This window comes from Neptunomonas japonica JAMM 1380, from assembly GCF_016592555.1.
Lineage (GTDB): Bacteria > Pseudomonadota > Gammaproteobacteria > Pseudomonadales > Balneatricaceae > Neptunomonas > Neptunomonas japonica_A.
This window is the reverse complement of sequence record NZ_AP014546.1, coordinates 3,621,469-3,643,777: the sequence shown is the minus strand read 5'-3', so window position 1 is coordinate 3,643,777 and position 22,309 is coordinate 3,621,469. Positions and strand designations below refer to the sequence as shown.

Sequence of the window (22,309 nt, the reverse complement as noted above, 5' to 3'; positions counted from 1 at the left end):
ATAGTTTCTCAAAAGGCCCGGCTATGTCGGGCTTTTTTGTGCCTGAAAATTGACCTCCTCAGAAATAATCTCGCCAAGCCTTGCCAGTGCTAATATTTGTTGCGGTGTGTTGTCGAATGTACTGAAGTTAAGGCGTATGCAGTGCTGAAATTGCCGTGCTGTACCGAACAAACTTCCCGGGGTAATGCTAACGCCTTCGCTTTTCATCCGCTCGAACAAGTGGTCGCCGTCAATATTGAGAGGAAGGGTTATCCAGCATAGGTAGCCGCTATCTGGATTATTTATATGTGCTTCTACAGGAAGGCATGTTTTTAGTGCTTCGATAAATAGTATTTTTCGTTGTCTGTAGTTGTTTTGAAGCTGCTTGATATGACGGTCGAAATTAGCCGACTCCATCCACAAAGCAGAAGCGTGTTGCATTAGACCTGATGTGGCGAGTGTGGTGACATATTTCAAATAGTTAACTTGATCAAAATATCGTCCGGGGCTGACCCAACCAATACGGATGTCTGGATCGAGTATTTTGGACAGAGCGCTGCATAAAATAACACGCCCCTCGGTATCCATTGATTTTAGTGTTCTGCGTCGCTGTGAGGTATGCACCAGCTTGCCAAATACATCATCCTCGATAATAACTAAATCATACGCTTGCGCTATGGCCATTAATGATGACTTCATTGTATCTGGCATGTTAAACCCCAGAGGGTTATTGGCGTGGGGGTTGAGTAGAATCGTTTTTATTTCCCAACGCTCTAATATATTAGAGAGCTGTTCTAAGTCGATGCCATCTGGCGCATGGGACGGTATTTCAATTATCTGTAAGCCCAAGGCTTCTATGCATTGTAATGTACCATAGAAGCAGGGCGATTCTACCGCGATAATGTCGCCGGATTGTGTGGTGCTTCTAAGTGCAAGTGAAATGGCTTCTTGTGCGCCGTTAGTAATGATGATCTCTTCAGGGTCAAGCTCGGCATGGCCGCTATGTGTTTTTTTTGCAATTTGTTGTCTCAGCTCTAGGTTGCCTGGTGGTGCTTGGTAGTGGCTATAGATGGCAGGAGACTTTATTTCTAGGCGAACTAGTTTGTTTAATTGCTTATAAAACTCTTTGCGCCCTTTGATACGAGTATCTGGGTTAGCACTACCAAAAACTACATCAGCTTGACGTTGAGCAGACCCAATAATATCCAGTGAGGTTGCGCCGCGAATCACTTTTTGAGGTGAGGGTGGTTGCGGTTGATCGTATTCGGTATCAGCTTTTATGGAAAACCCTTTTCTTGGGTGAGCAAGGATTACTCCGCTTTGCTCAAGTGCGATATAGGCTCGGATGACACTGTTTTTACTGACATTTAGTGTTTGTGACAGGCTTCTGACAGAGGGTAGGAAATCATATGCCTGAAGTGCACCTGAGCGTAGCTGGTGCTCGATGTGTTTAATAACTTTTTCATAAACTTTCATGGGTACAGTCTTAGTTATTTGTCGTTATTTTCTGCTATTTTATTAACTGTACCCTATTTTTTATTGCTGTGCTGTCTCTTTTTTAATCAGTGCTTTATTCGTACTCTATCTCTTTAAATGTTACTTATATTTCACCATAGGGGCGCCTATATGGTTGCGTTGCGTACCAAGCTTATTCCTTTTATCCCATTTATCTTTGTGCTGCTATGGAGTACTGGGTTTATCGGGGCTAAATATGGGCTGCCTTACATAGAACCTTTTAATATGCTGTTTATACGAATGCTGTTTACGCTGGCGGTATTCATGGTATTGATGGCTATTTTCAAATCAAAAATTCCTACCGGTAGGCAGGGTTTTCATCAGATGGTTTCTGGCTCGCTGGTGCATGCCGCTTATCTGGGAGGCGTTTTTGCAGCCATAAAATGGGATATGCCTGCTGGCATAGTTGCTATTGTGGTTGGCTTACAGCCTTTGCTTACCGCGCTTATTGGGCGGATCTGGTTTAGACAATCATTGGCAGGTTTGCAAGTATGGGGCTTAGTGTTAGGGCTGGTAGGCGTGTCGCTGGTGCTAACTGGCGGCAAAGATTTAGGTGATTGGTCACTGAGGCCTGAAGCGATGGCTGCCTCTATCGTCGCGCTGCTAGGGATATCGATAGGCACGCTGTATCAGAAACGTTTTGGTGCTGGTGTTGACTTAATGGCGGGCTCCTTTTTTCAATACCTAGCCACTGCTGTATGGATGGGGCTGTTGGCGTTCAGTATAGAAACGCGTGAAGTAGTTTGGTCATTTGACCTAGTGATGGCGCTTGGCTGGTTAGTGTTTGGTTTGTCTGTATCCGCCGTTTTGCTGTTGATGTATATGATTCGCGAGGGGGAGTCGGCCAGAGTTGCCAGTTACTTCTACTTGGTGCCACCGGTCACTGTTATCGAAGCGTGGTTGCTATTTGATGAAGCATTAGGGGTGTTAGCACTAATAGGGATATGTATTACTGTGTTTGGTGTGTATCTTGTATTGAAAGCCCCTCAGAAGTAGCTATAAGCGACCGTGCTTCATAGTATGAATGGAATGAGTTCTTGTGCCAGAATTGCCTGAAGTTGAAACGACCAGAAGCGGAATCGAGCCGCATATACTGAATCAAGAAATTGCTGGTGTGGTTGTGAGGCAACCGCAATTGCGCTGGAGAGTTCCTGAACTTGAGTTACGTAAGCTTGAAGGCTTATCTATAAAGAGTGTGGTGCGACGCGGTAAGTATATTCTTTTAGAGACCGAGCGTGGTGCGGTTGTTATTCATTTGGGGATGTCGGGCAGTTTGCGGATTATCTCTGATGAGCGATCTGCCTTGAAGCATGACCATGTCGATATCCAATTTAGCGACGGGATCTTGCTGCGTTACACGGACCCACGTCGTTTCGGTGCCATTTTATGGCAACCCAAAGGGCAAGTACATGAGCGTATTGCCTCTTTGGGGCCTGAGCCCCTATCGGATCAATTTAATGGGCGATATTTGCATCAGCAATGTAAGGGGCGATCTGTTACTATTAAGCAATTCATCATGAATAGCAAAGTGGTTGTTGGTGTAGGGAATATTTATGCCAATGAAGCACTGTTCCACGCAGGTATTGATCCCCGGAAATCTGCGGGTCAAATCTCTGAGAAGCGCTTATCGGTGCTCGTGAAGAGAATCAAAAGTGTGCTGACTGCAGCGATTTTTCAAGGCGGCACAACTCTTAAAGATTTTGTCGATAGTGATGGTCAGCCTGGATATTTTCAGCAGTCTTTGAATGTTTATGGGAGAGGTGGTGAGCCTTGTTCCACTTGTAGTCGCACCTTGAAAGAAGTGCGTTTAGGGCAGCGTAGTACGGTGTTCTGCAATTATTGTCAGCGGTAGGAATATAAAATGTCGATAGCCGAATTACACATCAACGAAAATCGCAAGGGCTGCGTAGTTGAAGATCACCGAGGGCGTTTAAGAGATAAGTTGGATATCCATCATTTTTTGGATAAGCGCGAAAACCTTCAAATAGGCGAGCTTCCGGTGCACTGTGAGCTTTATGAAGCAGGTAATAAAGATGCGCCCATCCTGATATTGTTGCCTGGTATTGGCACCTATTGCGAGTTGTATGCTGATATCCTTGGGCGCTTTGCAGAAAGCGGTTTTCATGCTGTTGGTTTGGATTATCCAGGGCATGGTTATTCGGGTGGTAAAAGAGGGCATTATACAGTTGAGAGTGTTGTAGAGTCGGTCAGTGAGTTGATTGATGGGCTTGAAGAGCGCTACTCTGGACCTGTTTATGTATTTGGTTATTCGATTGGGTCACTTTTGGCTGTTGCTGCCGCAGAGAAGGATAATCGGATAAAGGGTGTTATGTGTGGGACCTTACTGATTCCCGAAATTCCCCCAGACACTTTTCATCAAATCGGGTGGCAATGGACATGGGGAATGGCGCAGCTGTTTCCTAGTATGAAGTTACCGTTGAAATCGATGGTGGATTATGAACAGTTGCTTGCAGGGCATCCTGCAGCAAAAGAGTTTAATCATGACCACCTTATGATATTTGATTACCCGTTAAGTACGTTGTCCAGTTTGTACTCGTGGCGCTCCAGAGTGAAGTCAGAAGCTTTTGATTTTCATGCCGCTATTTTACACGGCTCAGATGATGAGGTTATGTCATTGAGGTACTCAAAGCGCTTAGTCGAAACCTTGGCTCACCCTTTTGAGTTAATCGAGGTTCCTGGTGGGCATATGATGCCTTGGTATAACCCAGAGCTGTTGATTACTAGTGTTACTGGGTGGTTAAGTGCTTTGCCTACGCAGGGATTAAAGTAGGCCTGTCATAAAAACTTCACCTTGATGTAACAAGGGCTCCACAGATGCGAAGCGATAATGCTCATTATCGTATCCGTTTATGGGGCGCGTTATGTTATCTATTCAAACGATTACTGCTTTTGATACATCGTTGTTCTACTGGTTTCAAGACCGGCGCCAAATGCATGCTGGGATAACTACGCTTAGTCGTAACGTTTCTCGACTGGGTGATGGAGTGCTGTACCTTCTTTTGGGCGGCCTGTTAGCTTTATTTGAACCGCAAGATGGTGTTTCTTTTCTACGTTTGGGCCTGTTCGCTTTTGTTGTAGAGCTTCCGCTCTACCTGTTTCTCAAAAATATCATTAGACGAGACCGCCCCTGTCAGCGATTGGATCTTAAGTCAGTTGTTACCCCTTTAGATAAGTTTGGTTTTCCTTCTGGCCACGCCGCTGCTGCTTTTGTTTTTGCGTCAGTGTTGGCGCATGTCTACCCGTCTGTCGCATTGCTAACTTATATTATTGCTATCTTGATAGGTATTTCTAGAGTTGTATTAGGTGTGCATTATCCTGCAGATATAGTGGCGGGAGCAGTGGTTGGTATTGTGTGTGCTAAGTTGTGTATAGGGGTTGTTGGAGGGTGAAGGTCTTATATGGGGTGCAAGCCACGGGCAATGGGCATATTGCTCGTGCAAGGGTTATGGCACCCGCTTTGGCGGAAGTGGGTGTTGATGTAGATTATCTTTTTAGTGGCAGGCCTAAGGCAGAATTGTTTGATATGGCATGTTTTGGTGATTACACAGTCAGACGAGGCTTGACCTTCTGTATGGGGGAGGGGGCAAAAGTACTACCGCTCAAAACGCTTTTAAATAATAACTTGGTTCAGCTATATCGTGATGTCAGGTCTTTAGATGTATCCCGCTATGATTTAGTTATTTCTGATTTTGAGCCTGTTACAGCGTGGTCGGCAAAGTTGGCGAATAAAGCCAGTATGGGGGTTGCGCATCAATACGCCTTTTTACATGCATTGCCCGATGGTTATTGCTCCAGACTTATCAGGCCGGGTATCAAGCTGTTTGCGCCAGTAAAGCAAGCCGTTGGTATTCATTGGGACTCATTTGACGCTTTGATAGCGCCGCCGTTGATTAGTCCTGCTAGGTTTACTTCGAATTCTACACATAAAATGATCTTGGTATATATGCCGTATGAAGTGAACGATGTTTTGTTCTATTGGTTTAGTGCTTTCCCTGATTATGAATTTCGTGTTTATAGCAAAATCGATAAAGCGTATGTGCGAAGTAACGTTGTATTTAGACCATTGAGCAGAGATTGTTTTGAAAAAGACCTGTCGATGTGTGAAGGCGTTATTTCAAATTGTGGTTTTGGTTTGGCTAGTGAGGCTATGCAGTATGGGAAAAAATTTCTTAGCAAGCCGATGAAGGGTCAAGCTGAACAGCAGTCCAATGCACGCATTTTGAAGTCATTAGGCTTGGCAACTATTATTAATGAACTGGGTGTTGATGTAATAGAAGCATGGCTCCAATTAGATAACCCTCTGCCTAAGTGCTTTCCTAATGTGGCAGCGGCATTATCGGAATGGATAGCGAGTGAGCGTCAGATACCATTGGACCAAGTTGTTAAACAGATGTGGTCTTAGACAGCAGCTGAGTAGGCATTAGAATTTAAATACGAATTTAAGAAGTAATGGTTAGCGATTAATTCTAGCCTGTTGCTGTTAAGTGCAAAGGGTATGGTTAATGAGATAGTGTGTAAAAGGGCGAGTAAGCTTTATAAATCCTTTATAAAGCTTACTCATTTGGCTTCCATTATCCGTGCGGTTGAAAGGCTTCCGTGCTGTTAACTACCTTGTGTCCTTTCCGCTGACTTGGCCATCCTTGAATTCGTTCCATGAACAGGAGATCCACCGTTGTTATTATGGCGAGTTGGCCCGGATTTCATATAGGAAAAAGTCCTATTTTTAACAGTAAATTATTGAATGTAGATTCATTATCCAAGGGGTAGACAGTCAGAGACTAACCGCTTAGACTCATTTTAATCTTGTCGGGGTGCCTTGTGTTGAGGCTGAGAGAAAACCCGCTGAACCTGATCCAGCTAGTACTGGCGTAGGAATCGAGATGTACAATCATAGCTCTTCAACAGCTATGCCTGTAGCGTTAACTATTGCCGGCTCAGATAGCGGTGGTGGTGCAGGTATACAAGCTGACATTAAAACGTTCTCTGCTCTTGAGGTGTATGCCGCCTCTGTTATTACAGCAGTGACGGCGCAAAATACATTAGGCATTTCTGCTATTCACTCCATTCCTAACGACATCGTTACTGCACAATTGCGTGCTGTATTGGACGATCTGGATGTTGCTGCTTGTAAAATAGGTATGCTGGGTGATGCGCTAACCATTGATGCGATAGCTTCTGTGCTGAGCGAGTTTCCTGTGAATTCGTTGGTCATCGACCCTGTCATGGTGTCAAAAAGTGGTAATGCACTATTACAGTCTGATGCTATTTCATTATTGAAAAATCGTCTTTTCCCGTTGGCTACTGTCTTGACGCCGAACCTTCCTGAAGCCGCTGCTTTAACAGGGTTACCTGAACCTCAATCTATTAAAGAGATGTATCAAATCCTAGAGTCACTTCATGAGCTAGGTGTTCCTTGGGTGTTGCTCAAAGGTGGGCACTTACCTGTACATAATCACGCGATAGACCTGCTTTCTAATGGTGAGCAGGTATTTGAATTTAAGAGTGAGCGTTTCAAGACAAAAAATACACATGGGACTGGTTGTACGCTGTCTTCAGCGATAGCTGCCGGGCTCGCTAAAGGGTTAAGTGTTGAGCAGTCTGTTAAAGAGGCTAAAAGCTATATAAGTGCAGCAATTTCTGCTGCGGACACATTAGCAGTAGGGACCGGATACGGTCCTCTGCATCATTTTTCGTTGCTCTGGAATAAAACTAGCTAAGGCTGTTTTCAGAGTTCAGTTCTAAGTAGGGTGGATTATGTCTAATAATAAATTACTAAGCCAAAATGCCAGTGTTGATCATGCCTCTGTGCAGCCGTTTCCTAAGTCTCGCAAGGTTTATATTGAAGGAAGCCGTCCTGATATTCGTGTGCCGATGCGTGAAATTTCTCTGGATGATACGCCAACAGGTATGGGTGGCGAAAAGAATGATCCGTTGTATGTATATGATACGTCGGGTCCCTATACTGACCCTGAAGCAAACATAGATGTGAGAAAAGGCTTGGATGCATTGCGTGCAGGCTGGATTAGTGAACGCAACGATACAGAGCAGTTAACCGCATTATCATCTGAATATGGTCGTGCGCGCGAAGTCGATTTACGTTTGGATGAATTGCGTTTTGAATTAACGCGAAAACCATCTCGCGCTAAAGCAGGCATGAATGTTACTCAGCTGCACTATGCCCGCCAAGGGATAGTGACGCCTGAGATGGAGTACATTGCTATACGCGAAAATATGAAATTAGCGAAGTCCAAAGCTGAAGGTAATATCGTTGCGCAACAGCATCCTGGTTTTAGTTTTGGCGCTAACTTACCGGACGAAATTACCCCTGAGTTTGTTCGTAAAGAAGTAGCTGAAGGTCGCGCTATCATTCCCGCTAACATTAACCACCCTGAATCAGAGCCAATGATTATTGGCCGTAACTTTTTGGTGAAAATTAACGGTAATATTGGCAATTCTGCAGTGACTTCTTCTATTGAGGAAGAAGTAGCGAAGATGACGTGGGGGACTCGCTGGGGTTCCGATACCATTATGGATCTCTCTACAGGTAAGAATATTCATGAAACACGTGAGTGGATCTTGCGTAATTCTCCTGTTCCGATCGGTACCGTGCCTATCTACCAAGCGTTAGAAAAGGTAAACGGTGTTGCAGAAGACCTTAATTGGGAAGTATTTCGCGATACATTGATTGAGCAAGCAGAGCAGGGTGTGGATTACTTCACTATTCATGCCGGTGTTTTGCTACGCTATGTGCCAATGACCGCTAAGCGTATGACGGGTATCGTTTCTCGCGGTGGTTCCATCATGGCGAAATGGTGCTTGGCTCATCATGAAGAGAGTTTCCTTTACACGCACTTTGAAGAGATCTGCGAAATCTGTAAAGCTTACGATGTATCATTCTCATTGGGGGATGGTTTACGCCCTGGATCTGTTTATGATGCAAATGATGAGGCTCAATTTGCTGAGCTTGAAACCTTAGGTGAGTTGACAAAAATTGCTTGGAAGCACGATGTTCAAGTAATGATCGAAGGGCCGGGTCATGTACCTATGCATATGATCAAAGAGAACATGGATAAGCAGCTGACCGAGTGTCATGAAGCGCCTTTCTATACCTTAGGTCCTTTGACGACAGATATTGCTCCGGGCTATGACCACATTACTTCAGGTATCGGTGCCGCCATGATTGGTTGGTATGGTTGTGCGATGCTGTGCTATGTGACGCCAAAAGAGCATCTTGGTTTGCCGAATAAGGATGACGTTAAAACGGGTATTATCACTTATAAAATTGCGGCACATGCTGCGGATTTGGCGAAAGGCCATCCGGGTGCGCAAATACGTGATAATGCTATGTCTAAAGCGCGTTTTGAATTCCGTTGGGAAGATCAGTTTAATATTGGTCTCGATCCTGATACAGCACGCGCATATCACGATGAAACCTTACCGAAAGAGTCGTCAAAAGTGGCTCACTTTTGTTCCATGTGTGGGCCTAAGTTTTGTTCTATGAAAATTTCTCAGGAAGTCAGAGATCTTGATGCTGCTCAGATCGAGGCAATAAAAGTAGCCGCTGATAAAGGGATGCAAGAAAAGTCTCAGGAATTTAAAGATACAGGGGCTGAAATTTACCATAAAGTTTAACCTGAGAGGTTCTTTCGGTTAGTCTTATAGGGATGTTGATAACTTATGAAGATCCCTTATGTCAGAAGAACTGAAGTATGTCGCGGTTGCTCTTCTCGTGCTGTTTGCTTTTGTGCCTGTTACCCTTCAGGCGCTTAGAAGACGAAAGGAGCAACCGCCGCCTTTGGCTAGCAATGATCGAAAGTTATACCGATTGTGGCGCTCAGACCCCGATGCTTACCAGAGGCAGTACGGTGCTTTGGATGAAAAGTATATCGAAGCGCAAAAGAACAAAAATAAGTAGCGTGGCTATGTTGGCGAGGTATTCATGCTAAAAGAGCGTGAATACCTTTTTACGATACTGATATCCTCTCTAGCGCGTGGCGAAAAGCATTAAGGTGCGACTCATCATTCAGGTCATCTCCTAATAATTGAATTAGGCCCCCTTTAGGTGTTGTACTGCCTACCATCATCAAATTGTCACTCATATCAAATTGCTCAACCATTTGGCCATTTTTGTCCTCTCCGGGGAGTGGCTGATTGATACGTTCGGAGTAACTTTTGTTGGAAAGCGTATAGCCCCATACCGGTTTTTGTTGTGCGGCCATATAACCCATCTCAAACGCAGTGCCTTGATCCATTCCCGCACCTCGAAAGGGTGTCATATTGGCAATGATGCAGTCTGCTTGATTCATAAGCGCAATATTGGCGTGATAAATTTTAAGACCCGCGTTGAATGGTGTTAAATGCTCAAGACTAAGTTCGTTGTCTAGGGGGAATAAACCGCTGTAGCCAAGTTCATGGCAAAGTTTTTTCTTTGCTGCACCCAGCGCTTTGGCTGTTGGCCTGAAAACATCAGGGCCTGCTAAATAAATGTATTTGATCATGTGGGAACGTTATCATTATCAAGGCTCTCTGTATGGCGTCTTTTGCATAGAGATTTAACAATACCCTCTGCATGCCCTCTGTCTGCTACTTGTAGTAAAGCAAAAGCAACTAATTTAGGGCGTAGCGCTTTAAATTGGGATGCATAGAGCAAAGCTAGCGCTGGCATAGAAAATAGAGCCTTGTTTACAGGTGAAACTGTTCTTTAATTACTTTTCAACGGGTGGTCTTCCGGTAATTGCTTCGCAATCCATAATGCGAGCTTATGTTTCATATGAGGCTCGTCTTCTTGGTCTTTTGCTAGTGGAGTGATGAGTTTGTCTTGTGTCAACAAATGATAAAGTTGTGTGACTTTTAGGCTGCTGCTATCTGTTGGCTTAAATTCGTTGATGCCTCGGTTCTTCATATAGACTTCGCCGATACGTAATGCTTCTTTAAGCAGTTGGGCTTCTTGTTTGGGTTTCATTTTCATCGCTATTCCTCTTTAAAAATATGCATAGATTGAGTTGAATGATTTATTGGGCATTGGATTTGAAAACCATTAGTTGTTTTCATCCGCTTGTATTAACAGACTTTAATATTGAGACTCTATGGATAGTTGCATACCTATCTGGTGAGTCTCATTAGGTTTCAGTGTAACAGTATCTCCAAGAACATTAGCTGTTTCGATGCAAAACATGGAATTAAAATCTGTAGATGAAAACTGACTAATTCGTTTGCTTTTTTCTATCCATGGATTCCAGATAACAGCTGAGCGGCTATTAAACTGGTTGAGTAATAATGTGTGCAGAGGCGTGGTTGCGGTTAGTGTTGTGTTATCTCTAAACATGTAAATACGATCAGTTTCTATGCAAAAATTTATACTGCCTTGCTGTTGTTTTTTCTTCCAATGATCAAGCGCGTCAATGTAAGTGGTGCCGCTTGCTCCATAAATGAGCGTTTTATTAATATCGCTTGTTGGCAGGTAGGTATGTAACGCTTGGCTGTAGGTCACAACGTGCTTGTCTGTATTGTGCGTTGAGAGAGAAATACGCAGAGTTTTGCCAATAATAAATGTAGCTTCGAGTTCAAAATCAAACGGCCAGCATTGAAGGCTTTCAGCGCTTGATGCAAGTGACAGAGTGACTTCAATTTGATGGCAGCTTTCCCTGATGCTTTTGAGCTGCCAGATACTATTGCGGGCAAAGCCATGGGCAGAAGGTTGTTTTATATTCTGGCTAATGTTCGTGGGATTTTTATCAGGAGCACCAAACCAGGGCCAGCAAATAGGAATGCCTCCGCGGATAGATTCTCCTGTTTTATAATGAGCGCTCGGGCTTAGCCATAAAGCGTTTTTGAAATGATAGTGAGCGGGCGAAAACTCAATAATTTGTGCTCCTTGTAATAACACCGTCGCTTTGAAAAGAGGGTGGTCTATTTGGATGCTATCAAGTTCATCACGTTTAATTAGCTGGCAAAAAGCGTATTTCATATAATGGCTTCGCAATTCGATTTTCATTGACTTAAAATAGCTGTTCACTATAAAACAGATAGTTGTGTGAATATATCATTGCATAATTATCATCCCGTTCTTATCTTCTGATGACTAGTGCCTTTTGAATAAAACTCGGTTAGCAGAGCAGCTCTTGAATGCTGTGCAAAATGAATTAACGACAATGCTTGGTGCTGTTGATCAGGCGCGGGACAATGCTGTTCATGAGCAAAGTAAACCGGAAAATCAATATGACACTCTGGCGTTAGAGGCTGCTTATTTGGCGCATGGGCAATCGGTACGTGCCGCTGAGTTGCAGCGTCAAATTACAGTTTTGAAACATTTTGAATCAGTGGATTTTAAATGTGACTCTGCAGTTGCTGTGGGTGCGGTTGTGCATTTACGTGAGCATAGTAATCAATTATCTCAATGGTTATGGGTTGTGCCTGTTGCTGGTGGTGTTGAGCTGCAGTTTGAAGAGATAAACGTAACGACTATAACGTCTGATGCCCCTTTGGGGCGTAAGGTCTTAGGGTGTTATGAAGGTGACGAAATATTATTGCGCTTAGGTTCTAATGAAAAGTGCTTTGAAGTTGTCTCAGTTATTTGAAATTTATAGGGTGTTGGGTATTTTATGAAATTTAGAGTTATTCCGGTTACTGCTTTTCAGCAAAATTGCACGCTATGTTGGTGTGAAGAAACTAAACAAGCTGCGGTGATTGATCCCGGCGGAGATGTCGCAAAAATAGAAGCAGCTATTAAAGAAGAAGGTTTGGTTCTAGAAAAGATTTTATTAACGCATGCGCATATTGATCACGCTGGTGGCACTGCCGAACTAAAAGCACTTCATCAAGTGCCTATCGAAGGACCTCATAAGGGAGATTTATACTGGATTGAGGGGTTGGATAAACAAAGTGCTATGTTTGGTTTTCCTAAAGTAGATGGGTTTATGCCGGATCGTTGGCTTGAAGATGGTGATCAGGTAAGTGTAGGGAATCAATTTTTTCAGGTGTTGCATTGTCCTGGGCATACACCGGGGCATGTGATTTTCTTCGATAAGCTGGCAGGTATGGCTCAAGTGGGCGATGTTATTTTTCAAGGATCTATTGGGCGCACTGACTTTCCAGGCGGAGACCACCCACAGCTGATCAGCTCTATCCGTAATAAGTTGTTCGCTTTAGGTGATGATATAGAATTTATACCCGGTCACGGGCCTGCATCTACATTAGGGCATGAAAAGCAAACCAACCCTTTTGTATCTGATCATCGGGGTTGATCTGCTTCAGCGCTGCTTATTTATGTAGCAAGGTGGTTATATCAAAGATGTTCTGGTCGAGAGTTTTCTTTTCTGAGATAACTCTACGTAATGGGATATCGATGACAGCGCCTTGCCGTAACCCCACCATAATGTCGTTATAACCTGCTAATAGATATTGCACTGCTGACGCTCCCAGGCATGAGGCAAGCATTCTGTCGTGCCCCGACGGGCTTCCCCCGCGTTGAATGTGCCCGAGAATGCAAATTTTAGGGTCCTGTCCTTGTTCTTCTAATTGATAAGCGATTCTTGATGTCAGGCCAGGGTCTTTACCTTCTGCAATAACGATAATACCACTGGAACCTTGCCCGGATGCCCGTTGCTCGGCAAGGGCGACGCACAGGTCGTGCAAGTCAAATTCATATTCAGGAACCACGACAAGTTCAGCACCGCAGGCAATACCTACTTGTGTTGCAATGAAGCCGGAGTTTCGCCCCATCACTTCAACTAGAAATAGCCGCTCATGAGAGAGTGCGGTGTCACGAATCTTATCAATAGCCTCTAAGGCGGTATTAACAGCGGTATCAAAGCCGATGGTGTCATCAGAGCCAGGGATATCGTTATCAATAGTTCCGGGTAGGCCGATAACAGGAATACCGGTTTCTTCTGTTAATAAGTGAGCGCCTGTCATTGATCCATCACCGCCAATAACAATCAGTGCTTCAATGCCTTTGTCATGTAAAATTTTGGCTGCTTTAGCGCGGGTGGCTGGGTCTTTGAATTCCAAGCAGCGAGCGCTTTTTAACATAGTGCCACCACGTTGTACTATGTTGGTAACAGAGCGGGAACTCAGTTTCTGAATGTCTCCGGCAATTAAGCCGCTATAACCTCGTTGAATGCCATATACGTTCTCTATGCCGCTATTAAGGGCTGCACGAACGATACCTCGAATGGCGGGGTTCATTCCCGGAGAGTCGCCTCCACTGGTGAGTAAGGCAATGGATTTATACGGTTTGATAGGCTTTAAGTGAGGTAGTGTAAACATGGCACACCCTATTGTGATATCAACATAATATAGAGAGTAGTATGTATCGTGGGGTTTATGATGTTCAAGTAAATAAGCTAATGTAATGAAGAAATAAGAGGAGGGCATATGAGTAAGAAAGTGTCTGAGCGAATTGCCAGAGAAGTGCTTAAGCACTTCGTGACTTATCGTATGCTCTTTAAATTAATTACAGACATGGCTCAGCAGCGCTTTGAGCAGGAGCAATGGTTAGAAATACAGCAGGCTGCGTCAGATCGAATAGACCTCTATGAGCAGCAGCTGCAAAAGACGATAGATAGTATTGCCTGCATTGTAGGTGCTAATGCTTGCGAAAAACTTTTGTGGAATGAAATAAAAGTTAGTTACATTGGATTGGTATGTCAGCGCAATGATTCTGAACTGGCAGAAACCTTTTATAACTCTGTCTATTGTAAGGTATGTAAGCATCGCCAATTAACGGATGAAAATATATTTGTCCATTCCTTGGTTGCTGAACACGAAGTGTTATCCCGCCATGCTATTTACCGATCTTACAGTGTCGAGCAAGGGTTGGTGGGTTTAATAGGGGAGGTGCTGGATGATTGCGGGTTTGATGTGCCTTGGGAGAATAAAAAAAGAGATGTTGTGAACCTGACTCGTTATATCTTGCAGCATATGCCTTTAGAGTTTGATGCCGGTCGTATGGTCAGTGTTGATGTAATTCGAAGCGTTTTTTATAGAAATAAAGGGGCATATATCGTCGGGCGTATTAGTTTTGTGGGTGGTGATATTCCTTTCGTTATTCCCGTGTTAAATCATAATAAGCGTGTCTATGTCGATACGGCTATAAGCAATCAGGACCAAGTCTCGATAATTTTTAGTTTTACACGTGCTTATTTTATGGTGAATGTTGATGCACCTTCCGAGTTTGTGAGCTTTTTGCACTCCTTAATTCCCTCAAAATCAGTGGGTGAGCTTTATACCTCTATAGGTTTTTATAAACAGGGAAAGGAGGAGTTCGTCCGTGATTTTATAGATCATCTGGGCTGTTCAAAGGATTCATTTGTCATAGCTCCTGGTATCAAAGGGATGGTCATGACGGTTTTTACGCTTCCCTCTTATCCGGTAGTGTTTAAAATTATCAAAGATAAATTTTCTTCATCTAAACGTGTAACCAGATCAATAGTTCATGAAAGATATCAGTTAGTAAAGCGCCATGATCGTGTTGGGCGTATGGCTGATACGCAAGAGTTTACAAATTTAATACTTCCCCGGGCACGTATTACTGATGAGTTACTTGAAGAGTTGCGAAAAGTAGCACCGTCTTCGTTAGTAGTTGAAGAAGAAGCAGTAACTATTAAGCATTTGTGGACGGAGCGTCGCATGACGCCGTTAAATATCTACTTAGAGAAAGTGCTCGCAAATGATGACAGTAGCGCTATTTTTCATGCGATTAATGAGTACGGAAAAGCTATTAAGCAATTGGCGGCAGCAAACATCTTTGCTGGTGATATGTTGTTTAAGAACTTCGGTGTAACTAGGCACGCAAGAGTAGTGTTTTATGACTATGATGAAATCATGTATTTAACAGAGTGTAATTTTCGAAAAATACCCGCTGCAATGTATCCCGAGCAAGAAATGGCTGCTGAGCCATGGTATTCAGTAGCGCCAAATGATGTATTTCCTGAAGAGTTTACAATTCTTACTGCCTGTAATGTGAAGGTGCGTAAGATATTTAATGAGTTGCATGGCGATCTATTGGACGTGAAGTTTTGGAAAGAAATGCAGGAGCAGGTAAGCTCAGGCGAGGTTGTGGATATATTTCCATATCGTCAGATACAGCGGTTCACTCGTTAATAATACCCCATATGGTTTCGGGTGCTATTAAATCCCCTTTTTTGGTAAATAAATGACTTTTTTTAGGCTAGGGTGTTGACTCCTTTTGGGGTGTCTGTAGAATGCGCACCTCTTCCCAAGGATGCCGCCAAAAAGGCGGGTTGAGATGAGAAGATACTGGTTTTTAACTCTTTGATAATTAACATCTTTTCAAAGATTTCAGGTCAGTAGTTGGAGTCGAGCTTTGCAGCCAAATGAGTTTCAGAAAGTTGCAAAATAAAGGTTGACACCAGCGAGGCGTTCGGTAGAATATGCGCCTCACTTGAACGACACGTTCAAGCGCTCTTTAACAGATTGGTCAGATAATTCGTGTGGGCGCTTGTCAGGATGAAGCTACAAAAGCTTTATCAGGATAAGCAACCTAACGAACAGAATGAAACATACGTTTTATAAAGTTTTTTAGTTAGCAAAACCTGAGCTAGATTTAGGTAGTTGTTAATACTCCGGTATTGATAAATTACCAATGATTTTAAACTGAAGAGTTTGATCATGGCTCAGATTGAACGCTGGCGGCAGGCTTAACACATGCAAGTCGAGCGGTAACAGAGAGTAGCTTGCTACTTTGCTGACGAGCGGCGGACGGGTGAGTAACGCGTAGGAATCTGCCTGGTAGTGGGGGATAGCCCAGAGAAATTTGGATTAATACCGCATACGCCCTACGGGGGAAAGGAGGGGATCTTCGGACCTTTCGCTATCAGATGAGCCTGCGTGAGATTAGCTTGTTGGTGAGGTAAAGGCTCACCAAGGCGACGATCTCTAGCTGGTCTGAGAGGATGATCAGCCACACTGGGACTGAGACACGGCCCAGACTCCTACGGGAGGCAGCAGTGGGGAATATTGCACAATGGGGGAAACCCTGATGCAGCCATGCCGCGTGTGTGAAGAAGGCCTTCGGGTTGTAAAGCACTTTCAGTTGTGAGGAAAGGGTGTTACTTAATACGTAACATCTGTGACGTTAGCAACAGAAGAAGGACCGGCTAACTCCGTGCCAGCAGCCGCGGTAATACGGAGGGTCCGAGCGTTAATCGGAATTACTGGGCGTAAAGCGCGCGTAGGCGGCTTGGTCAGTCAGATGTGAAAGCCCCGGGCTCAACCTGGGAATTGCACCTGATACTGCCAAGCTAGAGTACAGAAGAGGGTGGTGGAATTTCCTGTGTAGCGGTGAAATGCGTAGATATAGGAAGGAACATCAGTGGCGAAGGCGGCCACCTGGTCTGATACTGACGCTGAGGTGCGAAAGCGTGGGGAGCAAACAGGATTAGATACCCTGGTAGTCCACGCCGTAAACGATGTCAACTAGCCGTTGGGGAACTTGATTCTTTAGTGGCGCAGCTAACGCGATAAGTTGACCGCCTGGGGAGTACGGTCGCAAGATTAAAACTCAAATGAATTGACGGGGGCCCGCACAAGCGGTGGAGCATGTGGTTTAATTCGAAGCAACGCGAAGAACCTTACCTACTCTTGACATCCAGAGAACTCGCTAGAGATAGCTTGGTGCCTTCGGGAACTCTGAGACAGGTGCTGCATGGCTGTCGTCAGCTCGTGTTGTGAAATGTTGGGTTAAGTCCCGTAACGAGCGCAACCCTTGTCCTTATTTGCCAGCACGTAATGGTGGGAACTCTAAGGAGACTGCCGGTGACAAACCGGAGGAAGGTGGGGACGACGTCAAGTCATCATGGCCCTTACGAGTAGGGCTACACACGTGCTACAATGGCCGGTACAGAGGGCTGCAAACCTGCGAAGGTAAGCTAATCTCACAAAACCGGTCGTAGTCCGGATCGGAGTCTGCAACTCGACTCCGTGAAGTCGGAATCGCTAGTAATCGTGGATCAGAATGCCACGGTGAATACGTTCCCGGGCCTTGTACACACCGCCCGTCACACCATGGGAGTGGATTGCACCAGAAGTAGATAGTCTAACCTTCGGGGGGACGTTTACCACGGTGTGGTTCATGACTGGGGTGAAGTCGTAACAAGGTAGCCGTAGGGGAACCTGCGGCTGGATCACCTCCTTAAACGATAAGCCGAGTTCTGGCACAGCGTTCACACGAATTATCTGACCGAAGTAAAGAGAGCAAACGAGTGACTTGGTGTCTGCCAAGTGACCGCTGCGATAGGCTTGTAGCTCAGCTGGTTAGAGCGCACCCCTGATAAGGGTGAGGTCGGTGGTTCAAGTCCACTCAGGCCTACCAATTTCACGATTGGTCAAGAAATCGATAGTGTGTCAATACTCACAATAATGGGGCTATAGCTCAGCTGGGAGAGCGCCTGCCTTGCACGCAGGAGGTCTGCGGTTCGATCCCGCATAGCTCCACCATTACTACAAAGTTTTAAATATTATATTTAAGAGAGTTTTATTATCTTTTGAGTGTAGCATTTAAAGCTTTTTGCTTTAAACGCTCTTTAACAATGTGGATTTGATGAAAGAAAGTCTTGTTTAAACACAAGCGCCAAAAGTAATTTTATCGTTACGAGAACATGTTTCTTGCCAGACGCCTTCGGGTTATATGGTCAAGTGACAAAGCGTGCACGGTGGATGCCTTGGCAGTCAGAGGCGATGAAAGACGTTGTAACCTGCGATAAGGTGAGGGGAGCTGGTAAACAAGCTTTGATCCTCACATTTCTGAATGGGGAAACCCACTCTATTTATAGAGTATCTTTACACTGAATACATAGGTGTTTAGAGGCGAACCCGGGGAACTGAAACATCTAAGTACCCGGAGGAAAAGAAATCAACCGAGATTCCCTAAGTAGCGGCGAGCGAACGGGGAACAGCCCTTAAGTTGAGATGTGGTTAGCAGAACACACTGGAAAGTGTGGCCGTAGTGGGTGATAGCCCCGTATGCGAAAACCTATTTTCAATGAAATCGAGTAGGACGGGACACGTGATATCCTGTCTGAATATGGGGGGACCATCCTCCAAGGCTAAATACTCCTGACTGACCGATAGTGAACCAGTACCGTGAGGGAAAGGCGAAAAGAACCCCTGTGAGGGGAGTGAAATAGATCCTGAAACCGTGTACGTACAAGCAGTGGGAGCGGTCCTTGAGACCGTGACTGCGTACCTTTTGTATAATGGGTCAGCGACTTAATTTCAGTAGCAAGCTTAACCGTTTAGGGGAGGCGTAGGGAAACCGAGTCTTAATAGGGCGTATAGTTGCTGGGATTAGACCCGAAACCGAGCGATCTATCCATGGGCAGGTTGAAGGTTGAGTAACATCAACTGGAGGACCGAACCGACTGTCGTTGAAAAGCCAGCGGATGACCTGTGGATCGGAGTGAAAGGCTAATCAAGCTCGGAGATAGCTGGTTCTCCTCGAAAGCTATTTAGGTAGCGCCTCGTGTCTCACCATTGGGGGTAGAGCACTGTTTCGGCTAGGGGGTCATCCCGACTTACCAACCCGATGCAAACTCCGAATACCAATGAGTGCAATCACGGGAGACACACGGCGGGTGCTAACGTCCGTCGTGAAAAGGGAAACAACCCAGACCGCCAGCTAAGGTCCCAAAGTTCTAGTTAAGTGGGAAACGATGTGGGAAGGCTTAGACAGCTAGGAGGTTGGCTTAGAAGCAGCCACCCTTTAAAGAAAGCGTAATAGCTCACTAGTCGAGTCGGCCTGCGCGGAAGATATAACGGGGCTAAAACTAGACACCGAAGCTGCGGATGCCATTTATGGCATGGTAGAGGAGCGTTCTGTAAGCCGTTGAAGCGGAAGCCGGGAGGCACCGTGGAGGTATCAGAAGTGCGAATGCTGACATGAGTAACGATAAGGGAGGTGAAAAACCTCCCCGCCGGAAGACCAAGGGTTCCTGTCCAACGCTATTCGAGGCAGGGTGAGTCGGCCCCTAAGGCGAGGCAGAGATGCGTAGTCGATGGGAAACGGGTTAATATTCCCGTACTGGTTATAACTGCGATGGAGGGACGGAGAAGGCTAGGCAAGCGCGGCGTTGGTTGTCCGCGTTTAAGGTAGTAGGTTTAGAGCTTAGGTAAATCCGGGCTCTTATAAGACTGAGAACCGATGACGAGGTCCCTTGAGGACTGAAGTTGTTGATGCCATGCTTCCAGGAAAAGCTTCTAAGCTTCAGGTTATAACGAACCGTACCCCAAACCGACACAGGTGGTCAGGTAGAGAATACTAAGGCGCATGAGAGAACTCGGGTGAAGGAACTAGGCAAAATGGTGCCGTAACTTCGGGAGAAGGCACGCTGCTGGCGGTGATGAGCTTTACGCTCTAAGCTGCTGGCAGTCGAAGATACCAGGTGGCTGCGACTGTTTATTAAAAACATAGCACTCTGCAAACACGAAAGTGGACGTATAGGGTGTGACGCCTGCCCGGTGCCGGAAGGTTAATTGATGGGGTTAGCTTCGGCGAAGCTCTTGATCGAAGCCCCGGTAAACGGCGGCCGTAACTATAACGGTCCTAAGGTAGCGAAATTCCTTGTCGGGTAAGTTCCGACCTGCACGAATGGCGTAACGATGGCCACACTGTCTCCACCCGAGACTCAGTGAAATTGAAATCGCTGTGAAGATGCAGCGTACCCGCGGCTAGACGGAAAGACCCCGTGAACCTTTACTATAGCTTCACAGTGGACTTTGACATTACTTGTGTAGGATAGCTGGGAGGCTTTGAAGCATGGTCGCTAGATCGTGTGGAGCCAATCTTGAAATACCAGCCTGGTACTGTTGAGGTTCTAACTCTGTTCCCTAATCGGGATCGAGGACATTGTGTGGTGGGTAGTTTGACTGGGGCGGTCTCCTCCCAAAGAGTAACGGAGGAGCACGAAGGTACCCTCAGCATGGTCGGAAATCATGCATTGAGTGCAAGCGCATAAGGGTGCTTAACTGCGAGACAGACACGTCGAGCAGGTACGAAAGTAGGTGCTAGTGATCCGGTGGTTCTGTATGGAAGGGCCATCGCTCAACGGATAAAAGGTACTCCGGGGATAACAGGCTGATTCCTCCCAAGAGTTCACATCGACGGGGGAGTTTGGCACCTCGATGTCGGCTCATCACATCCTGGGGCTGAAGCCGGTCCCAAGGGTATGGCTGTTCGCCATTTAAAGTGGTACGCGAGCTGGGTTTAGAACGTCGTGAGACAGTTCGGTCCCTATCTGCCGTGGGCGTTTGAGATTTGAGAAGAGTTGCTCCTAGTACGAGAGGACCGGAGTGAACGAACCTCTGGTGTTCCGGTTGTCACGCCAGTGGCATTGCCGGGTAGCTACGTTCGGACGGGATAACCGCTGAAAGCATCTAAGCGGGAAGCCCCCTTCAAGATGAGATCTCGCTGGGAACTTGATTCCCCTAAAGAGCCGTTTAAGACTAAGACGTTGATAGGCTGGGTGTGGAAGCGCTGCGAGGCGTTGAGCTAACCAGTACTAATTGCTCGTGAGGCTTGACCATATAACGCCAAAGGCGTGTGGGAAGCATGTAGTAAAGATAAGATTACAGAGTAGTGCTTGTGAATAGACCAAGACAAAGAAAAGCCTTCATCAAATCCATGTTGTGACAGTTTATGCTTGGCGACCATAGCGAAATGGAACCACCTGATCCCATCCCGAACTCAGAAGTGAAACGTTTTAGCGCCGATGGTAGTGTGGGGTCTCCCCATGTGAGAGTAGGTCATCGCCAAGCTTTTAATAGAGAACCCTGATCACTTCGTGATCAGGGTTTTTTTATGCCTGCGATTTAGAACACCAAGAGTCCTCAATACAGGTGATGTAAGCTCTAGGGCCTTCGAGGCTTTTACTGTATTATTTATTTTTATCAACAGTGTTAGCTCAGTAGGTTTATTCGATGTCAGAATCAGTAATAATTTCGATGATTGCTTTTGGAGCATTCATTATTGTGTTTCTTTTAGTGTTTATTTATAAAAAATATCAACTTATAAAGAAAAATCGTTTGGCTCAGCAAGAGCAGGCCGAGAAAATTAATAAGGTGCGCCAAGAAAAATATACTTATGTACTTGATAGCCTCAAAGTATTATCACAAGCTTTGATGAGTGGTCAGGTTGGTGTTGTCGAAGGTTCTATCAGAATTAAAGTATTAATTGATCATTTAGATCCTGAGTTTCATAGTAAAAAATCTTATAAAGTGTTCTCTGATATTTTTAATGAAACAGAACACATCCCTATATTAAAAGCATGGAAAAGTTTAGATAAGCGTACCAAAAGAAAGTATGAAGCTTTTATGGCTGATATAGAAAATAAACGTGCCGATGAGGTTATTGAAGCAGCTGGGGCCCTGAATTCTGAGTTGAATAGAGCTCTTCATTAAAGTGGACTTTATTTTAGTTTTTATTATATGTTTATTGTTTTTGCTTTTACTTGCTATTGCTATGCTGTTTGGTCGCCCACCAATTTATCGCCCTAAACGGATGGATGTGTATTGCCTAATTTCAGACCTGTGTGAAGGGGAAGGTGATGCTGATCAGTGGGTGGTCTTTGTTGGGTTAACTATCTTACATGACCCGGAGTTAGAGAAAATTCGCTTGCGCTGTTACGATTTAGAGCTGCTAGCGGACGGCCACCAAGAGATTTTATTTGGTTCTGGCCGTTATCGTTATAACAATGTGGGGATGGATCGTCTAAAGGAAATACGTTCTGCTTTAAAGGCCTTGATGGATCAAGAGCCTAGCTACCGCTCATTTTAAGTG

General features: G+C 45.1%; 19 protein-coding genes, 2 tRNA genes, 3 rRNA genes and 1 riboswitch. Of the genes, 18 read left to right on the top strand and 6 right to left on the bottom strand.

The genetic code is table 11. From position 1 onward, the window contains the following. Positions 1-21: 21 nt before the first annotated feature. Positions 22-1,455, bottom strand: coding sequence for a PLP-dependent aminotransferase family protein (locus tag NEJAP_RS17135; RefSeq protein ID WP_201348359.1), 1,434 nt, complete (start codon positions 1,453-1,455; stop codon positions 22-24). A 150-nt stretch (positions 1,456-1,605) separates the two neighbouring features. Here NEJAP_RS17135 and NEJAP_RS17130 point away from each other — a divergent pair, with 150 nt between their 5' ends. The 8 genes from NEJAP_RS17130 to NEJAP_RS17095 all read left to right on the top strand — a co-directional run bounded on the left by NEJAP_RS17130 (position 1,606) and on the right by NEJAP_RS17095 (position 9,430). Next, positions 1,606-2,490, top strand: a complete 885-nt coding sequence (locus NEJAP_RS17130) for a DMT family transporter (protein ID WP_201348358.1) — start codon at positions 1,606-1,608, stop codon at positions 2,488-2,490. A 43-nt stretch (positions 2,491-2,533) separates the two neighbouring features. Next, positions 2,534-3,346, top strand: coding sequence for a bifunctional DNA-formamidopyrimidine glycosylase/DNA-(apurinic or apyrimidinic site) lyase (mutM, locus tag NEJAP_RS17125; protein WP_201348357.1), 813 nt, complete (start codon positions 2,534-2,536; stop codon positions 3,344-3,346). Positions 3,347-3,355: 9 nt separating this feature from the next. Further along, positions 3,356-4,285, top strand: a complete 930-nt coding sequence (locus NEJAP_RS17120) for an alpha/beta hydrolase (protein WP_201348356.1) — start codon at positions 3,356-3,358, stop codon at positions 4,283-4,285. Between the two features lie 91 nt (positions 4,286-4,376). Then, positions 4,377-4,904 carry a phosphatase PAP2 family protein gene (locus tag NEJAP_RS17115; RefSeq protein ID WP_201348355.1) on the top strand — a complete coding sequence of 176 codons (528 nt, stop codon included), beginning with the start codon at positions 4,377-4,379 and terminating at the stop codon, positions 4,902-4,904. Beyond that, positions 4,901-5,917: a glycosyltransferase family protein gene (locus NEJAP_RS17110; RefSeq protein WP_201348354.1), complete on the top strand. Its 1,017-nt coding sequence runs from the start codon at positions 4,901-4,903 to the stop codon at positions 5,915-5,917. The genes NEJAP_RS17115 and NEJAP_RS17110 overlap by 4 nt, the downstream gene beginning before the upstream one ends. A gap of 395 nt (positions 5,918-6,312) precedes the next feature. Continuing rightward, a riboswitch (TPP riboswitch) is annotated at positions 6,313-6,407 on the top strand. Continuing rightward, a complete protein-coding gene (gene thiD / locus NEJAP_RS17105) occupies positions 6,396-7,232 on the top strand; it encodes a bifunctional hydroxymethylpyrimidine kinase/phosphomethylpyrimidine kinase (protein ID WP_201348353.1) in 837 nt (278 codons plus the stop codon). (Overlaps the previous riboswitch by 12 nt.) 37 nt (positions 7,233-7,269) lie before the next feature. Next, positions 7,270-9,147, top strand: coding sequence for a phosphomethylpyrimidine synthase ThiC (gene thiC, locus NEJAP_RS17100; RefSeq protein ID WP_236590980.1), 1,878 nt, complete (start codon positions 7,270-7,272; stop codon positions 9,145-9,147). Positions 9,148-9,205: 58 nt separating this feature from the next. After that, positions 9,206-9,430 carry a hypothetical protein gene (locus NEJAP_RS17095; protein ID WP_201348352.1) on the top strand — a complete coding sequence of 75 codons (225 nt, stop codon included), beginning with the start codon at positions 9,206-9,208 and terminating at the stop codon, positions 9,428-9,430. A gap of 49 nt (positions 9,431-9,479) precedes the next feature. Here NEJAP_RS17095 and NEJAP_RS17090 read toward each other — a convergent pair whose 3' ends face one another. From NEJAP_RS17090 to NEJAP_RS17075, 4 genes are all read right to left on the bottom strand, one after another. Beyond that, the gene (locus NEJAP_RS17090; protein WP_201348351.1) at positions 9,480-10,013 is read right to left on the bottom strand and encodes a nucleoside 2-deoxyribosyltransferase; all 534 of its coding nucleotides are present in this window, start codon (positions 10,011-10,013) and stop codon (positions 9,480-9,482) included. Continuing rightward, on the bottom strand, positions 10,010-10,180 hold the full coding sequence (locus NEJAP_RS17085) for a hypothetical protein (RefSeq protein ID WP_201348350.1): 171 nt from the start codon (positions 10,178-10,180) through the stop codon (positions 10,010-10,012). The genes NEJAP_RS17090 and NEJAP_RS17085 overlap by 4 nt, the downstream gene beginning before the upstream one ends. Before the next feature lie 36 nt (positions 10,181-10,216). Beyond that, entirely contained in the window at positions 10,217-10,483 is a 267-nt protein-coding gene (locus NEJAP_RS17080; protein ID WP_201348349.1) for a DUF5062 family protein, read from the bottom strand. A 102-nt stretch (positions 10,484-10,585) separates the two neighbouring features. Continuing rightward, the gene (locus NEJAP_RS17075; protein ID WP_201348348.1) at positions 10,586-11,482 is read right to left on the bottom strand and encodes a D-hexose-6-phosphate mutarotase; all 897 of its coding nucleotides are present in this window, start codon (positions 11,480-11,482) and stop codon (positions 10,586-10,588) included. A gap of 154 nt (positions 11,483-11,636) precedes the next feature. Here NEJAP_RS17075 and NEJAP_RS17070 point away from each other — a divergent pair, with 154 nt between their 5' ends. Beyond that, positions 11,637-12,092, top strand: coding sequence for a hypothetical protein (locus tag NEJAP_RS17070; RefSeq protein WP_201348347.1), 456 nt, complete (start codon positions 11,637-11,639; stop codon positions 12,090-12,092). Positions 12,093-12,116: 24 nt separating this feature from the next. After that, on the top strand, positions 12,117-12,758 hold the full coding sequence (locus tag NEJAP_RS17065) for an MBL fold metallo-hydrolase (RefSeq protein WP_201348346.1): 642 nt from the start codon (positions 12,117-12,119) through the stop codon (positions 12,756-12,758). 16 nt (positions 12,759-12,774) lie between these two features. Here the strand turns inward: NEJAP_RS17065 and pfkA are convergent, their stop codons facing one another. Then, positions 12,775-13,782, bottom strand: a complete 1,008-nt coding sequence (gene pfkA / locus NEJAP_RS17060) for a 6-phosphofructokinase (RefSeq protein ID WP_201348345.1) — start codon at positions 13,780-13,782, stop codon at positions 12,775-12,777. A gap of 108 nt (positions 13,783-13,890) precedes the next feature. Between pfkA and aceK the strand changes: the two genes are divergently transcribed. From aceK to NEJAP_RS17020, 8 genes are all read left to right on the top strand, one after another. Further along, positions 13,891-15,618 carry a bifunctional isocitrate dehydrogenase kinase/phosphatase gene (gene aceK, locus NEJAP_RS17055; RefSeq protein ID WP_201348344.1) on the top strand — a complete coding sequence of 576 codons (1,728 nt, stop codon included), beginning with the start codon at positions 13,891-13,893 and terminating at the stop codon, positions 15,616-15,618. Between the two features lie 510 nt (positions 15,619-16,128). Next, positions 16,129-17,671: ribosomal RNA gene (locus tag NEJAP_RS17050) — 16S ribosomal RNA — on the top strand. Between the two features lie 100 nt (positions 17,672-17,771). Beyond that, a tRNA-Ile gene (locus NEJAP_RS17045) sits at positions 17,772-17,848 on the top strand. A 49-nt stretch (positions 17,849-17,897) separates the two neighbouring features. Beyond that, a tRNA-Ala gene (locus NEJAP_RS17040) sits at positions 17,898-17,973 on the top strand. A 192-nt stretch (positions 17,974-18,165) separates the two neighbouring features. Beyond that, positions 18,166-21,057 (top strand): 23S ribosomal RNA (locus tag NEJAP_RS17035). Positions 21,058-21,172: 115 nt separating this feature from the next. After that, positions 21,173-21,288, top strand: a 5S ribosomal RNA gene (gene rrf / locus NEJAP_RS17030). Together the 16S, 23S and 5S rRNA genes with 2 tRNA genes alongside form the textbook arrangement of a ribosomal RNA operon. A 162-nt stretch (positions 21,289-21,450) precedes the next feature. Continuing rightward, a complete protein-coding gene (locus tag NEJAP_RS17025) occupies positions 21,451-21,930 on the top strand; it encodes a DUF2489 domain-containing protein (RefSeq protein WP_201348343.1) in 480 nt (159 codons plus the stop codon). 40 nt (positions 21,931-21,970) lie between these two features. After that, entirely contained in the window at positions 21,971-22,306 is a 336-nt protein-coding gene (locus tag NEJAP_RS17020) for a hypothetical protein (protein WP_201348342.1), read from the top strand. The last annotated feature ends 3 nt before the right edge of the window (positions 22,307-22,309 follow it).

What these genes read in the sequence shown, in the direction of transcription:
- NEJAP_RS17085 (WP_201348350.1), bottom strand. Translation starts at nt 10,180, where the DNA reads ATGCCAGCGCTAGCTTTGCTCTATGCATCCCAATTTAAAGCGCTACGC.
- NEJAP_RS17130 (WP_201348358.1), top strand. Translation starts at nt 1,606, where the DNA reads ATGGTTGCGTTGCGTACCAAGCTTATTCCTTTTATCCCATTTATCTTT.
- NEJAP_RS17080 (WP_201348349.1), bottom strand. Translation starts at nt 10,483, where the DNA reads ATGAAAATGAAACCCAAACAAGAAGCCCAACTGCTTAAAGAAGCATTA.
- thiC (WP_236590980.1), top strand. Translation starts at nt 7,270, where the DNA reads ATGTCTAATAATAAATTACTAAGCCAAAATGCCAGTGTTGATCATGCC.
- pfkA (WP_201348345.1), bottom strand. Translation starts at nt 13,782, where the DNA reads ATGTTTACACTACCTCACTTAAAGCCTATCAAACCGTATAAATCCATT.
- NEJAP_RS17120 (WP_201348356.1), top strand. Translation starts at nt 3,356, where the DNA reads ATGTCGATAGCCGAATTACACATCAACGAAAATCGCAAGGGCTGCGTA.
- NEJAP_RS17025 (WP_201348343.1), top strand. Translation starts at nt 21,451, where the DNA reads ATGTCAGAATCAGTAATAATTTCGATGATTGCTTTTGGAGCATTCATT.
- aceK (WP_201348344.1), top strand. Translation starts at nt 13,891, where the DNA reads ATGAGTAAGAAAGTGTCTGAGCGAATTGCCAGAGAAGTGCTTAAGCAC.
- NEJAP_RS17135 (WP_201348359.1), bottom strand. Translation starts at nt 1,455, where the DNA reads ATGAAAGTTTATGAAAAAGTTATTAAACACATCGAGCACCAGCTACGC.
- NEJAP_RS17115 (WP_201348355.1), top strand. Translation starts at nt 4,377, where the DNA reads ATGTTATCTATTCAAACGATTACTGCTTTTGATACATCGTTGTTCTAC.
- NEJAP_RS17090 (WP_201348351.1), bottom strand. Translation starts at nt 10,013, where the DNA reads ATGATCAAATACATTTATTTAGCAGGCCCTGATGTTTTCAGGCCAACA.
- NEJAP_RS17065 (WP_201348346.1), top strand. Translation starts at nt 12,117, where the DNA reads ATGAAATTTAGAGTTATTCCGGTTACTGCTTTTCAGCAAAATTGCACG.
- thiD (WP_201348353.1), top strand. Translation starts at nt 6,396, where the DNA reads ATGTACAATCATAGCTCTTCAACAGCTATGCCTGTAGCGTTAACTATT.
- NEJAP_RS17075 (WP_201348348.1), bottom strand. Translation starts at nt 11,482, where the DNA reads ATGAAATACGCTTTTTGCCAGCTAATTAAACGTGATGAACTTGATAGC.
- NEJAP_RS17095 (WP_201348352.1), top strand. Translation starts at nt 9,206, where the DNA reads ATGTCAGAAGAACTGAAGTATGTCGCGGTTGCTCTTCTCGTGCTGTTT.